Origin of the sequence: Streptomyces sp. M41 (genome assembly GCF_043673425.1) — a bacterium.
Classification (GTDB): domain Bacteria; phylum Actinomycetota; class Actinomycetes; order Streptomycetales; family Streptomycetaceae; genus Streptomyces.
This window is the reverse complement of the sequence record NZ_JBIMKE010000015.1, coordinates 58041-71830: the sequence shown is the minus strand read 5'-3', so window position 1 is coordinate 71830 and position 13790 is coordinate 58041. Positions and strand designations below refer to the sequence as shown.

The 13790-nt window shown below is 72.7% G+C and carries 10 protein-coding genes; 4 read left to right on the top strand and 6 right to left on the bottom strand.

Annotated features, from left to right (window positions below; genetic code table 11):
• Nucleotides 1-109: 109 nt before the first annotated feature.
• Nucleotides 110-1087 carry a pyridoxal-phosphate dependent enzyme gene (locus ACHBTE_RS19805; RefSeq protein ID WP_394725296.1) on the bottom strand — a complete coding sequence of 326 codons (978 nt, stop codon included), beginning with the start codon at nucleotides 1085-1087 and terminating at the stop codon, nucleotides 110-112.
• Entirely contained in the window at nucleotides 1084-1863 is a 780-nt protein-coding gene (locus tag ACHBTE_RS19800) for a transcriptional regulator (protein WP_394725389.1), read from the bottom strand. Before ACHBTE_RS19800 ends, ACHBTE_RS19805 begins: the two co-directional genes overlap by 4 nt.
• Nucleotides 1864-2118: 255 nt before the next feature.
• Between ACHBTE_RS19800 and ACHBTE_RS19795 the strand changes: the two genes are divergently transcribed.
• On the top strand, nucleotides 2119-5004 hold the full coding sequence (locus ACHBTE_RS19795; protein ID WP_394725388.1) for a M4 family metallopeptidase: 2886 nt from the start codon (nucleotides 2119-2121) through the stop codon (nucleotides 5002-5004).
• 160 nt (nucleotides 5005-5164) lie between these two features.
• Here ACHBTE_RS19795 and ACHBTE_RS19790 read toward each other — a convergent pair whose 3' ends face one another.
• Both ACHBTE_RS19790 and ACHBTE_RS19785 read right to left on the bottom strand, forming a co-directional pair.
• The gene (locus tag ACHBTE_RS19790) at nucleotides 5165-7180 is read right to left on the bottom strand and encodes a heavy metal translocating P-type ATPase (protein WP_394725295.1); all 2016 of its coding nucleotides are present in this window, start codon (nucleotides 7178-7180) and stop codon (nucleotides 5165-5167) included.
• A gap of 111 nt (nucleotides 7181-7291) precedes the next feature.
• Complete coding sequence (locus ACHBTE_RS19785) at nucleotides 7292-8038, bottom strand: SOS response-associated peptidase (RefSeq protein WP_394725294.1); 747 nt, start codon at nucleotides 8036-8038, stop codon at nucleotides 7292-7294.
• A 167-nt stretch (nucleotides 8039-8205) separates the two neighbouring features.
• Between ACHBTE_RS19785 and ACHBTE_RS19780 the strand changes: the two genes are divergently transcribed.
• From ACHBTE_RS19780 to ACHBTE_RS19770, 3 genes are all read left to right on the top strand, one after another.
• Entirely contained in the window at nucleotides 8206-8628 is a 423-nt protein-coding gene (locus ACHBTE_RS19780; RefSeq protein WP_394725293.1) for a CBS domain-containing protein, read from the top strand.
• A gap of 30 nt (nucleotides 8629-8658) precedes the next feature.
• On the top strand, nucleotides 8659-8886 hold the full coding sequence (locus ACHBTE_RS19775) for a DUF6480 family protein (protein WP_394725292.1): 228 nt from the start codon (nucleotides 8659-8661) through the stop codon (nucleotides 8884-8886).
• A gap of 113 nt (nucleotides 8887-8999) precedes the next feature.
• Entirely contained in the window at nucleotides 9000-9182 is a 183-nt protein-coding gene (locus ACHBTE_RS19770) for a hypothetical protein (protein ID WP_394725291.1), read from the top strand.
• 210 nt (nucleotides 9183-9392) lie between these two features.
• On the opposite strand, the gene ACHBTE_RS19765 is transcribed toward ACHBTE_RS19770, so the two are convergent.
• Both ACHBTE_RS19765 and ACHBTE_RS19760 read right to left on the bottom strand, forming a co-directional pair.
• Entirely contained in the window at nucleotides 9393-11792 is a 2400-nt protein-coding gene (locus tag ACHBTE_RS19765; protein WP_394725387.1) for a S9 family peptidase, read from the bottom strand.
• 68 nt (nucleotides 11793-11860) lie between these two features.
• On the bottom strand, nucleotides 11861-13645 hold the full coding sequence (locus ACHBTE_RS19760) for an N-acetylglutaminylglutamine amidotransferase (RefSeq protein ID WP_394725290.1): 1785 nt from the start codon (nucleotides 13643-13645) through the stop codon (nucleotides 11861-11863).
• Between the last annotated feature and the right edge of the window lie 145 nt (nucleotides 13646-13790).

Sequence of the window (13790 nt, the reverse complement as noted above, 5' to 3'; positions counted from 1 at the left end):
CGGCGAAGCCTCGGAATCCGGTTCCCGCAAGGCCCCGGCCATACCTCAGGCGGCTTCCCGCAGCGCCCCGCCATGCCTCGGCACGCTCTCCGCAAGACCCCGCCGAGCCTCAGGCGCGCCGTCCGCAGAGCTCCGCGAAGCGCCCGGCGTCGACATTGCCGCCGGAGATGATCACACCGACCCGGCGCGGCGGCGGACCCGTCCGGCCGGTGAGCAGGGCTGCCAGCGGGGTCGCTCCGCTCGGCTCGACGACGATCTTGAGCCGCTCGAAGGCGAAGCGCATCGCGTCCCGGATGTCGTCGTCCCCGACCAGCTCGATGCCGTCGACCAGCCGCCGGTTGACGGAGAAGGTGAGTTCCCCCGGTGTGTGCAGGGCCTGGCCGTCGGCGATGGTGCGGGGCACCGGGATGCTGATGCGCCGCCCCGCCTCCAGGGAGCGCCTGGTGTCGTCCCCGGCCTCCGGCTCGACGCCGATCACCCGGGCACCGGGATGCAGCCCCTTGACGACGGTGGCGCTGCCCGCGATCAGCCCGCCCCCGCCGACCGGCACCACCAGTTGGTCCAACTCGCCGACCTCTTCGAGGAGTTCGAGGGCCGCCGTGCCCTGCCCGGCCATGACGTGCGGATGCTCGTAGGGCGGGATGAGGGCGAGCCCGCGCTCGGCGGCCAGGGCCTCCCCGATCGCGACGCGGTCGCCGGTGTAGCGGTCGTACGTGACGATCTCGGCGCCGTAGCCGAGGGTGGCGTCCCGCTTGGACGGCGGGGCGTCCTCCGGCATGAGGATCACCGCGGTGCTGCCGAGCTCCCGGGCGGCGAGGGCCACGGCCTGGGCGTGGTTCCCCGACGAGTACGCCGCGATGCCCCGGGCCAGCTGCTCGGGGCCGAGCCGGGAGGCGGCGTTGTAGGCGCCACGGAACTTGAAGGCGCCGACGCGCTGGAAGTTCTCGCACTTGAGGAAGACCTCGGCGCCGACGAGGGCGTCGAGGGTGCGCGAGCGCAGCACCGGCGTGCGGTGCGCCACGCCCTTGAGGCGCGCGGCGGCGTCGCGGACGTCGTCGAGGGTGATCAGCGGGGGGTCGGTCGTCACGCGGGTCCTCCGGAAGATGTCTGGTCGGTCGTCATGGCGGAGCCTTCGGGGAGCGCCGCGCCGGTCGCGGCCTGGTCGGACGCCTTCGCGCCGTCGGCGCGGGCCTGGGACAGATAGCTGTAGGCGGAGGCCCGGGAGATGCCGAGGCGCTGCGCGACCTGCTCGACCGCGCGCCGCACGGCGAACACGCCCCGCGCGTCCAGGCCGCGGAACAGCTCCAGGCGCCCGGCCCGGTCGAGGGCGGCCCAACTGCCGTTCTGCCGCAGCTGGTGGGCGTCGAGGATGGCGTCCACGACGGAGTCGATGTCGTTGCCGAAGGCGGTGACGGGCACGTCGGCCGGGGTGCTGCCGAGGCCGGCGAGGGCGCCGAGCAGGGCGTGGGCGTCGCTCACGGCGGTGACGTCCAGATTGACGCAGAGGGCGCCGAACACCGTGCCCGTGGAGTCCCGCAGCACCATCGTGGACGCCTTGACCAGACCGCCGGCCCGGGTCCGGGTGACGTAGTTCAGCTCGTCGCCGGCCTCGTCGCCGCGCGCGACGATCCGCATGCCGATCTCGCTCATCGCGCCGCCCACGGCCCGCCCGGTAACCGAACCGGCCACGGCGACCACGGACGCCTCCGGCTGCCGGTAGTCGTGCAGAACCACCTCGCACATCGGCCCGAACGTCGCCGCCAGCCCATCGACGACCGGCGCCAGCGCGGCGACGATCGCGTCCCGTTCGGATTCCACCCGTTGGGATTCCGACCGCTGGGATTCAGATCGCTGGGCTTCCACCCGCTCGGATTCCACCGTCTGCTCGGCCACCGCCACGCCTCCCGTCCACCCTCGCGCTCGGCCTGCTCCACCGAGTCCAGGTCTAGACTACGCGTCCAATGCCTGTACGAACAGTCCAAGGAGCTCCGGCGCCGCGGCCGGAAGTCACCTGTGGGCCCGGGCGCCCCGTTGATGGAACGGCGCTTCGCCGCTTCGATGACCGAGGCCGGGCGGCGCCATGCCACCGGCACCTCGATCGAGGGGGGTTGGGAGACCATGCGTCACTCCAGACGATCCACCGGCAGAACCCGCAGCCGCCGAGGCGGCCGGGGATTACGCCTGAGCGGTTTACCGGGTGCGGCGGCGCTGTTGAGCGTCGTCGCACTCGTCGTCTCGGCGGCACCCGCCGACGCCGCCGTGCCGACCGTCGGGCAGACCGCGGGACAGGCCGCGGACGAAGTCACCTCGCCTGCGCCGAGCCCCGGCGAGGTGCTCCCCGGGCGGGCGACCCGGACCCCGTCCCTGGTCCGGGGCATCCGTGAAGAGGCCCCCGCCACGGGCAGCGCGGCGAACGCGGCCCGTGCCTACCTGGACGGCGAGCAGGGCCGCTACCGGATCCCGCAGGCCCGGCGCGATCTGGTGCCGGCCGGGACCACCACGGCCCAAGGGCGGCAGACCGTCCGGCTCCAGCAGCGGCACCGCGGTGTCCCGGTGCTGGGCGGGCAGTACGTCGTCCGTATGGAGCGCGAGCAGGGGCGAAGGATCGTCACCGGCACCTCGGGCAAGTACTTCACCGAGCTGACGACCGCCACGACCCCCGAGGTCGGTGAGGAGCTCGCGGTCGAGCGGGCCGTGGCCGCGGTGCTCACCGAGCTCGGTGACCGCGACTTCGCCGCGGTACAGCGGCTCGAGGGCGCCGCCGAGGAACCCTCGCTGACGGGCACCGCGCGCGGCCTCGTCGTACTGCCCACCGGGGCGGGCGTTCTCACCCGGCACGTCACCGTGCACGGCACGGACCCGGCGAGCGGCCAACCGGTGCGCCGCGAGGTCTACATCGACGCCCGGGCCGGATATCCGGTCCTTCAGTACAGCGGTATCAAGACGTTCGGCGCGCCGCGCACGCCGGCCGGAAGGCCCGCGCCGGACACGGGCGCGCCGCGGCAGGCGCTCGCCGAGAAGGGCAGCGGCGTCCGGCTCGACGGCACCTCCGTCCCCCTGGACATCGAGCACGACGACAGCCGTGGCCTGTACGTCCTGCGCGACCGCTCCCGCACGGCCGCGGACCACACCCTGTCGACCTGGGACGGGCGCGGCAAGTGGGCCTCCGACGTGGCCGGACAATGGCCGGAAGGCATCCAGGAGTTCGGCTCCCCGACCCCCGTGTTCGGCGCCGAGGCCACCGACTCGGGCGCCGTGGACGCGCACTGGGCCGCCGCGCAGGTCCACGACTACTTCAGGACCCAGCACGGCCGCGACAGCCTCGACGGCCGCGGCATGACGGTGAACTCCCTCGTGGGCGTGACCAACTACGGGCAGCCGTACGTCAATGCCTTCTGGGACGGGCAGAAGATGGTGTACGGCAACGGTGACGCCGAGTACCGTCCGCTCTCCGCGGCCCTCGACGTCGTCGGCCACGAGATGACGCACGGCGTGATCGAGCACTCCGCGAACCTGGTCTACGCCGGTCAGTCCGGGGCAGTGAACGAGGCCGTCGCCGACTACTTCGGCAATGCCATCGAGGCGCGGGCGTACGGCATCTCGGTGACGGACCCGGACTCGGGCCTCCTCGGCGAGCGGCTCTGCCGGACCAAGGCCCCGCGGGAGTGCGCGCTGCGCGATATGGGCGACGGCCGGACCACGGCCAAGTCGTTCCTCGGCGTCGGTTTCGCGACCGACAACGGGGGCGTCCACCTCAACTCCACCATATTCGGCGGCGCGTTGTGGGACGCCCGGGAGGATCTGGGCGCAGAGGTCACCGACCGGGTCGTGTACCGGGCGCTGACCGAGTACCTCACACCGCTGGACGGATTCACCGAGGCCCGGGCCGCGGTGCTGGCCGCGGCCGAGGACCTCGCCGTCCCGGCCGCCGGGCGCAAGGCACTGCGCCGGGCCTTCACCGCGCACGGCATAGTGCCCGGCTGGGAGTCGGCGCTCGGTGTGGACTCGGAGCGGCTGCTGGACCGGATCAACACGAGCCGCACGAACCTCGGTGCGGGCGGCGGCTGGTGGGCGGCGTCCAAGTCCGACGAGGCGGGCGCGGAGCCGTACTCGGTGTGGGCCGGGCGTGCCGACGGCAGGGGGCAGATCAGGCTGATGAGCCCCAACGACGGCCGCTATCACGTCAATCCGGCCACCGACGGCCGCACGGTGGTGTGGCAGGCGTACGGCGCCGACGGTGTCGACGTGCTGGCCAGACCGCTGGCCGGCGGTCCGGTGAAGAAGCTGTGGCACGGCAGGACTCCCGGCAGTTCGGTGGACATCGACGGTGACCTCGTGGCCTTCGACTACGTGACCTATGGCGGACGCCGGGCGGTGGCGTACCTGAGCATCAAGGACCCGGCGAAGGTGGAGAGCATCGGCGGTGGCACGTACTACCGGGCGTGGGCCCCGTCGGTGAGCGCCGGCAAGGTCGCCTACCAGGAGCGGCGGCGGGTGCGCGCCGAGTACGCGGTCACCACACGGGTCATCGATGTCGCGACCGGCGAGAACAGGCTGATCCAGCCGGCTGCGGACGGGACGAGCCTCGGCCCGACCGCCGTCAACGGCACGCATGTCTTCTGGCTGCTCGACGAGGACGGGTCGGACGGCGGGACCACCTTGCGCCGTGCCGCGCTCGACGGTTCCGGCGTGGTGGACCTCAGCCCGGAGACCGGGCCCGAAGCGCTCAACGCCTACGACGTAACGGTCTCCGAGGACAGGGTGACGGTCGGCGCGTATCCGGTCGGTGCCGCGATCAGCAATGAATCGGCGCCCAAGCTGTACCAGTTCCCAGCGGCCGGCGCGCCCGGCGATCCCGGCACCCGCAAGGGCCGGGTCTCCTGCAACCGCGGTGAGCAGTCGTCGGCGGCGGCCGTGGCGGGTGGCCAGGTGGTGTGGCTGGACTCGACGACCGGCAGCACGGACGTGGTGACGCGGGCGCGACCGGCGGGTCGCTGCGCCTGAGCAAGAAGTCGACGTCGGCTTCGGCTCCGGCTTCGACGTCGAGTCGAGTCGAAGTGAGTGACCGGCAAGGGCCGGCGGCCCGCTCGGGGTACCTCACCCGGGTGGGCCGCCGGCCGCGAGGGTCAGCCGGTCGGCCTCCGACCCGGCCCGGTCGCATCCGTCACCGCTCGGTCCCGTCCATCGCGTCCGCCGCCGCCCGCCGCCACGCCGCGTCCCGCAGCAGGCGCAGTCCGTTCAGGCCGACGAGGACCGTGGAGCCCTCGTGGCCGGCGACGCCGAGCGGCAGGGGCAGGGTGCCGACGAGGTCCCAGGTGACGAGCCCGAGGATGAACACCCCGGCGATGACGAGGTTCTGCACGACCAGTCGGCGGGCGCGGCGGGACAGGGCCACGGTGGTGGGGACGGCGGCGAGTTCGTCGCGGACGATCACCGCGTCGGCGGTCTCCAGGGCCAGGTCGGAGCCCGCCCGGCCCATGGCGACGCCGATGTGCGCGGCGGCCAGCGCGGGCGCGTCGTTGACGCCGTCCCCGAGCATCAGCACCTTGCGGCCCGCGCCCTCCAGCTCCTTGACGGCGGCCATCTTGTCCTGCGGGAGCAGCCCGGCCCGCACGTCCTCGATGCCCGCCTCGGCGGCCAGCCGGGCGGCGGCCCGGGGGTTGTCGCCGGTGAGCAGGACCGGAGCGGAGCCGGTGAGGGCCGTGAGGGCGGCGACGGTCGCGGCGGCGTCGGGGCGTGGCCGGTCCGCGATGCCGAGCAGTCCGGCGGGGGTGCCGTCGACGGTCACGAGCACGGCGGTACGGCCGGAGTGTTCGAGTTCCTCGGCCAGTGCGGCGATTCGGCTCGCCTCGGCCTCGGTGCCGTCGAGCCGGCCGAGCAGCCGGGCCGGGGCGCCGACCTCGACCGTACGGCCGCCGACGACGGCTTTCACACCGACGCCGGGCGCGGAGGAGAAGTCCCGCGCGGGGGGCGGGTCGAGCCGGCGTTCGTGTGCCGCGGCCACCACCGCGCGGGCCAGCGGGTGTTCGCTGGCGTGCTCGGCGCCCGCGGCGAGTGTCAGCAGCGCGTCCTCGGCCGAAGCGGGTCCGGGCCCGGGCAGCGCTCTCACGTCGGTGACGCGCGGCGTGCCCTCGGTGAGCGTGCCCGTCTTGTCCAGCGCGACGGCGTCGATCTGGCCGAGGCGTTCCATCACCACCGCGGACTTCACCAGCACACCGTGCCGTCCGGCGTTGGCGATGGCCGACAGCAGGGGCGGCATGGTGGCCAGGACCACCGCGCACGGTGACGCCACGATCATGAAGGTCATGGCGCGCAGCAGGGCCGCGGAGAACTCCTCGCCGAACGCGAGGGGCACACCGAACACCGCGAGGGTCGCGGCGACCATGCCGAGGGAGTAACGCTGTTCGACCTTCTCGATGAACAGCTGGGTGGGTGCCTTGGTCTCGGAAGCCTCCTCCACCAGGCGTACGATCCGGGCGATCACGGAGTCGGAGGCGTCGCGCGTCACCCGCACGCGCAGCGCGCCGGTGCCGTTGAGGGTGCCGGCGAACACCTCGTCGCCGGGCTGCTTCGCGGCGGGCAGCGGTTCTCCGGTGATGCTCGCCTGGTCCACCTCGCTGCTTCCGTCCAGCACCCGGCCGTCGGCTCCGAGGCGTTCTCCGGGGCGTACGAGGACGGTGTCCCCGATCTCGAACTCCTCGACGGAAACGGCCTGTTCGGTTCCGCCGGGGGCGATCCTGGTGGCGGTGGCGGGGGCCAGGTCGAGCAGGCCGCGCACCGAGTCGGCGGTGCGGGCGGTGGCGAGCGCCTCCAGGGCGCCGGAGGTGGCGAAGATGACGATCAGCAGGGCGCCGTCCATCACCTGCCCGATGGAGGCGGCGCCGAGCGCGGCGACGACCATCAGCAGATCGACGTCGAGGGTCTTGCCCTTGAGCGCCTTGAGCCCTGCCCAGCCCGGTTCCCAGCCACCCGTGGCGTAGCACAGCGCGTACATCGGGCCCCAGCTCCAGGCGGGTGCTCCGGCGAGTTGCAGGGGCAGCGCGAGGAGGAACAGCGTGGTGGCCGCGGCGGCCCAGCGGACTTCCGGCAGCGCGAGGAGCCGGGTGCGCCTGCGGGGTGCGGTCCCGGGACGTACGGGCGCGGCACGGCCGGCCGGCGGCCTGGTGAGCGTGGAGGACATGCCCGCACGATACAGGAATGAATGAAGACTCATTCATGTCTTCATGTCATCACGTCAGGCTCCCTCGGCTACCGCCGCCGGCACACCCGGCGTCGGCGCGGGCCTTCCCTTTCAGGGCGCGGGGATCTCGTCCAGCAACTGCGGGCCGTTGTTGCGGACGCTGTTGACGGCGGGCGAAACGGGCCGCGCGTCCAGATGGCCGCCGGCCGGCGGGGCGAGCAGCTCGCGCAGATCGTCGGTGTCCTGGTGGCGGGGGTCGAGCCAGGCGTCGTAGTGGTCGGGGGTGAGCGCGAGGGGCATGCGAGGGTGGATGCGGCCGGCGGCGTCTGTGGCCTCGGTGGTGATGATCGTGCAGGTGATCAGCCAGGCGGCCGGGTCGTCGGCATCCTTGACGTGCGGATCACGCCAGTACTCGTAGAGCCCGGCGAGGGCCATCACCTGCTCGTCCTCCGGGTGGATGAAGTACGGCTGCTTGCGCACCTTGCCCGACTTGTGGTCCTTGACCTCGTCCCACTCGTAGAAACCGTCGGCCGGCAGCAGACACCGGCGCTTGGCGAACGCGCGGCGGAAGGCGGGCTTCTCGTGCACGGTCTCCACCCGCGCGTTGATGAGCCGCGCGCCGATCTTGGTGTCCTTCGCCCAGGAGGGCACGAGTCCCCACTTCAGCGGACGCAGCCGACGACGCGCGGGTTCGTCCTCGCCGGCGTCGCGCGGTGTGCGCTCCAGGACGGCGTACACCTCGTCCGTCGGCGCCACGTTCCAGCTCGGCGCGAGGGTCTCCTCGGGCTGCCAGTCGGACACCCGGAACAGCTGCGCCAGGTCCTCGGGGCTGCGGGTGGAGGCATAGCGGCCGCACATACGGCCACTGTGCCACGCTCCGGCGGGCCGGACCTCACGGGCGACGCGGCGAAGAGGTCGCGCGCAAGACCCCTCGGCATGGGCGTGAGAGCCACGGTCGCCTGCGGGTACTCGGCCGCTGCACGGCGGTGAACAGCACCGCCTCAAGTCCACGGAGGGACGTTCCCATGACTCAGCATGTCCGCGACGTCATGACGACCGACCCGACGACCGTCGAACCGCACACCTCGGTGCAGGCGGTGGCCCGGATGATGCGCGACGACGACATCGGTGCCGTCCTGGTCACCGAGGGCGATCGGCTGCGCGGGCTGGTCAGCGACCGTGATCTGGTGATCCGCGCGATGGCGGAGGGCGGCGACCCGGACCGTACGACCGTGGTGCAGGCGTGCAGCGAGGACCTCGTCACGGTCGGGCCCGACGACGACCTGATCGTCGCCGTGCGGATGATGCGCGAGCACTCCGTCCGGCGTGTTCCGGTCGTCGACCGGGAGAGTCACCCGGTGGGCATCGTCTCCATCGGAGACCTCGCCATCGAGCGTGACCCGGACTCGGCACTCGGCGACATCAGCTCCGCCCGGCCCAACCGCTGAAACGGCCCGGAAACCGAGAGGAGGAGCGCCATGACAACCCCTGACCCCGAGCCGTCACGAACGCCAGGACTCGAACCCGGAAGCGGGGTGCCACCCGGCGAGACCCCGCCCGCGGAAGCGGGCGGAACGTCCGCCATCTCCCATCCGCAGCACGAGCTGCGCAAGGGGTGGGGGCCGATGCCACTGGCCCTGATCATGGTGGTGGTGGCGCTGGTCGCGATCGGACTGATCGCCATGGCGGTGACCTTGGCCGTCTAGCCCCGGGCGGGCCGCCACGGGCCGGGGGAGTTTCCCGTGGCGGCCCGCGGAAACCCGGTCACGGTGTCGGGTGACCACTCGCACCGGCCCCAGGGGCCTGAGGAAGAAGGAAGATGACCGCCGTGAACGCGGAAACCAAGCAGACGACCACCGTCCGACGCCCCGAGACGGGCTGGGCCACCGCACGCAGGCTGCACGGGCAGTGCATACGTACCTGCGAGCGCGCGACCTTCGACGGTGACGACGGCCCCAAGCGCCGGGGGGACGAATGGAACGTCGTGCGAGGCGAGGACTGACCCGCCGGCACGTCGTCTTCTGCCTCCCTCACGCCAAGACAGGACAGAGCCGGGTATTCCTCGGTGCCGGTTCGAGCAGATAGGGGACGCCGATGGCCGCGCCCGTCAGGGCGCACCCTCTCCGCGAACGCGGCATCGAGCGCGCCGTCGTCCGGGACCGTGTCGCCACGGCACACGTGCGGCGCCCGCTGCCGGAGCGTCTTCCGTCACCTAGTACAGATGCCGTTGCAGCCAGTCGGCGGCGGATCGGCGGAACAGGCGTCGGCTGTCCGCGCGCAGGAAGTCGTGGCCCTCGTCCCGCAGGGTCAGCAGATGGGCGTCGATGCCCCGCTCCCGCGCCGCGCGCACGAACTGCTGGGACTCCCCCGGCGGCACATTGGTGTCGTGTTCGCCGTGGACGGCGAGCACGGGGACGCGCAGTGCGTCGATGCGGCTCATCGGCGACAGGGAGCGCAGGAGTTCGAGGTCGCGTTCCGGGTGGCCGTACTTGTGCGCCGCCGATTCCGCGATCCAGGTCTCGGTGCCGGCGAAGAAGGTGAGAAAGTCGGACATGCCGCAGACGGCGACCCCGGTCCGGAACAGGTCCGGATGCCACACGGCGGAGGCGAAGGTCAGATAGCCGCCGTACGAACGTCCCATGACCGCGAGCCGGGTCGGATCGGCGGGCCCGGCCACGACCGCGTGGGCCGCGCAGTCGGCGACGTCGTCGAACGCCGCGAAGCGGCCCGCACCGAGGTCCGCGTCGACGAACGAGCGGCCGTGGCCCAGGGAGCCCCGGACGTCGGGGGCGAAGATGTCGAGGCCGCGCCCGATCAGCTCGTGGTAGAGCGGATTGAACACCGGCCGTTCCTGTTCCTCGGGGCCGCCGTGCAGGTGGATCACACAGGGTGCCGGTTCGTCCGTCGCCCGCCCCGGGGCCCTGTAGTACCAACCGCTCAGGGGCAGGCCGTCCCTCGCGGTGAGACGCAACGGGACGGGGCGTACCGGTGGGCGGCCGGGCGGGACGGCGTCCTCGTCCTGGGAGGACCACGGGGTGCGCAGCGTGGACACGCCTTCGTGGGCCCACCAGATGCCCGGCCGACGCTGTGACCCGGACAGCGCGAGCAGCAGGCGCCCGGTCCCGGCGGCCGTCACGCGGGTGACGACCTCGTGGGACAGGGGGACGGGCCGCAGCGGGCCGATGCGGTCCGGGACCCGCCCGGCCGGGAAGGTCTCGACGAGTTCGAACTCGCTCGCGCCCTGCACGTTCCACGCCAGCGCGGCCGTACGGCCGTCGTGCGCCAGCTGCAGCAGCTCGAGGTCGCTGCCCTCGCGTTCCGCGACGGTGGACACGCCGAGCGATTCGCCGTCGGTGTCCAGAGCGACCGCGAGGAGGGCCGCGAACTCCCGGTCGGCGTTGCTGCGCAGCCACAGCGTCCGCCCGTCGAGCGAGAACCGGCCGATCCAGGGGTCGCCGTCGGCGACCGGCATGGCGAAGGTGATCTCCGAGTCGCTGGTACGCCGGACGACGGCCTCCCGCCGTCCACGCGGTCCCCGGCGCAGCAGTGCGAGGCGGCCGTCATGGCTGAGATCGCACACGCGCAGGGAGGCGGCGTGCGTCTCGGTGGTGAGCAGGACGGGGGAAGCGAGGCCGTCGGGGTCGATCAGATAGACCGACAGGCCGCCTTCGCGCCGGGCTGAAGATGCCACCGGGGGGGCGACGTCGGACGATGTGAGGTCCGGCGGTGGCGGCGGTGGCATGGGCGAGGGCGTGACGTCCGAGGCGTTGACGTCCGGCGCGTCGATGTCGGGCGTGCTGATGTCGGGCAGGTTGATGTCGGGCGAGCCGATGGCCGGTGAGCCGATGTCCGACAAGTCCATGGCCGGTGCGTCGAGGGACTGTGAGGCCACAGCCTGTGAATCGAGAAACTGTGAATCGAGGAACTGTGAGTCGAGGGCCTGTGAGTCGAAGGGCGGCGGCTGGTCGCCCGAAGGCATGGCGTCCGCCGGGGCCGCGTCGTACGCCGCCGGGCCGAGGAGGGTGGCGTGGCCGTCCCGCTCCGTCCAGTCGGCCGCCGGTTGCAGCCCGACGGCGTGGCCGTCGACCGGCTCCGGCTCCGTCGGCGCGCGCCCCGCGAAGCCCCCGTACGCGGGCGTGGCCGGTGGCGCGACGGTGACGGCGACGGACGAGCCGTCATGCGCCCAGCACCCCAGATAGGCGGAGCTGGCCGGGTCGGCGCCCGCCAGCATGCGCCGGCCGGTTCCGTCGGGCCGCACGCACAGCACCCGTGAGTGCTCACCGCCGCCCGGCGCGGTGGTGTACGCGATCCAGCGGCCGTCCGGTGACCAGGAGACCTCTTTGACGGGATCGGGTGAGGAGTCGAGCAGCCGCACCTCGTCGCCGGCGACGGAGCCCGCCCAGAGCTGGGGAACGCCGCCGCGGTCGCAGATGAAGGCCACCTCGGTGCCCTCGGGGTTGGCCGAGGGATACCAGCAGCCGTGTGCCCGCAGCCGGGTCACGGCATCGCGCGGACCACCTGCCTCGGGCAGCGGCACCGGCACCGGGGCGGCGGCGCGGGCAGCGTCGTACCGGTCCCCCGCCGGGCCGTCCGGGGGCTGCACGGGGGTCATGTCGAGTGCCGTGGGACGAGCGAGCAGGGGCGAGGAGAGGTGTGCCGCCCGCACACCCCCGTCTTCGGTCACTTGATTCCGTGGGTCTGCAGCCATATCTCCAGCAAAGCTATCTGCCACAGGGCGTTCGCACCGCGCCTGGTCCGGTGCTCGTCGGGAGCCGCGAGGAGCTCCGCCACGTACGACTGCTCGAACAGACCGCGTCGCCGGGCCTCGGGTGCCCCGAGCGCTGCCCGGACCCGGTCCAGGACGGGGCCCGCCATGTGCCGGATGGCCGGGACCGGGAAGTAGCCCTTGGGCCGGTCGACGACCTCGCGGGGCAGGAGCTTGCGGCCCGCCTGCTTCAGCACGCCCTTGCCGTCGTCGGCGAGTTTGAGCTCCGGCGGGCAGGCCGCCGCCAGCTCCACCAGTTCGTGGTCGAGGAAGGGCACCCGGGCTTCCAGCCCCCAGGCCATGGTCATGTTGTCGACGCGCTTGACGGGGTCGTCCACGAGCATGACGTGGGTGTCCAGCCGCAGGGCCGCGTCCAGCGCGGTCTGCGCCCCCGGCGCCGCCATGTGCTCATGGACGAAGCGGGTCGAGACGTCCTCGGCGGGCAGCAGGTCCGGGCGCAGGATGCGGGAGAGGTCGCCGTGGGACCGGTCGAAGTACGTGTCGGCGTACCGCTCCGGCTCGTCCTCGCGGGCGACCTCCGCGAGCCGCGGATACCAGTGGTAGCCGGCGAAGACCTCGTCGGCGCCCTGCCCGCTCTGTACGACCTTCACCTCCTTGGACACCTGCTCGGACAGCAGGTGGAAGGCGACCACGTCATGGCTGATCATCGGCTCGCTCATCGCCTCGACCGCCGCGTCCAGAGCCGTCGACACCCGGTCGGAGGGCACCATCAGCTGCCGGTGGTCGGTCCCGAACTCCCGGGCGACCAGATCCGAGTACCGGAACTCGTCGCCCTTCTCGCCGCCCTCCGTCTCGAAGCCGACGCTGAACGTCATCAGGTCGCGCTGCCCCTCGTCGGCCAGCAGTGCGACGATCAGGCTGGAGTCGAGGCCGCCCGAGAGCAGGACTCCGACCTGGACGTCGGACACCATTCTGCGGCGCACGGCGACGCGCAGTGCCTCCAGCACCGCGTCCCGCCACTCGTCGGCGCCCATGCCGGCGAATTCTGCCCGGCGCGTGTAGGACGGCTGCCAGTAGCGGTGGTCCCGGTGGGTGCCGTCCGGTTCGACGATCCGCACGGTGGCCGGCGGGAGCTTTCGCACCCCGTTGAGGACGGTGTGCGGCGCCGGGACGGTGGCGTGCCAGCTCAGGTAGTGGTGGAGAGCGGCCGGGTCGAGGGAGGTGTCCACGTCTCCGGCGGCGAGGAGCGCGGGCAGGGTGGAGGCGAACCGCAACCGGCCCGGGGTCCGCGCCAGGTACAGGGGCTTGATGCCGAGCCGGTCCCGGGCGAGGACGACGCGGCCGGTGCGGTGCTCGACGATCGCGAAGGCGAACATGCCGCGGAAGTGCTCGACGCAGGCGGTGCCCCACTGCTGGTAGGCCTTGAGCACCACCTCGGTGTCCGAGGTCGACCGGAAGCGGTGTCCGAGGCGGCGCAGTTCCTCGCGCAGTTCGGCGTGGTTGTAGACGCAGCCGTTGAAGACGCCGGTGACCTCTGCCCGCGCATCGGTCATGGGCTGGGCACCCCGGTCCGAGAGGTCGATGATCTTCAGCCGTCGGTGTCCCAGCGCGACCGGTCCGCGGGCCCAGGTGCCGTGTCCGTCGGGTCCTCGGGGGGTAAGCCGGTCGGTCATGCGTGCGACGGCTGTCGGGTCGGCCGGCCGTCCGTCGAAGCGGATTTCGCCGCTCAGACCGCACATGACGTCCCGCCTCCTTTCTGGGGGTCGACGACGACGTGCGGGGACACGAGCGTCGGGGCACGGCCGCCGGTCGGGGCCTGGGCGGTGGTGCGAGACATCACGAAATCCTTTCTGGTGACAAAACCCTTCCTCGCACGGTTGCGCC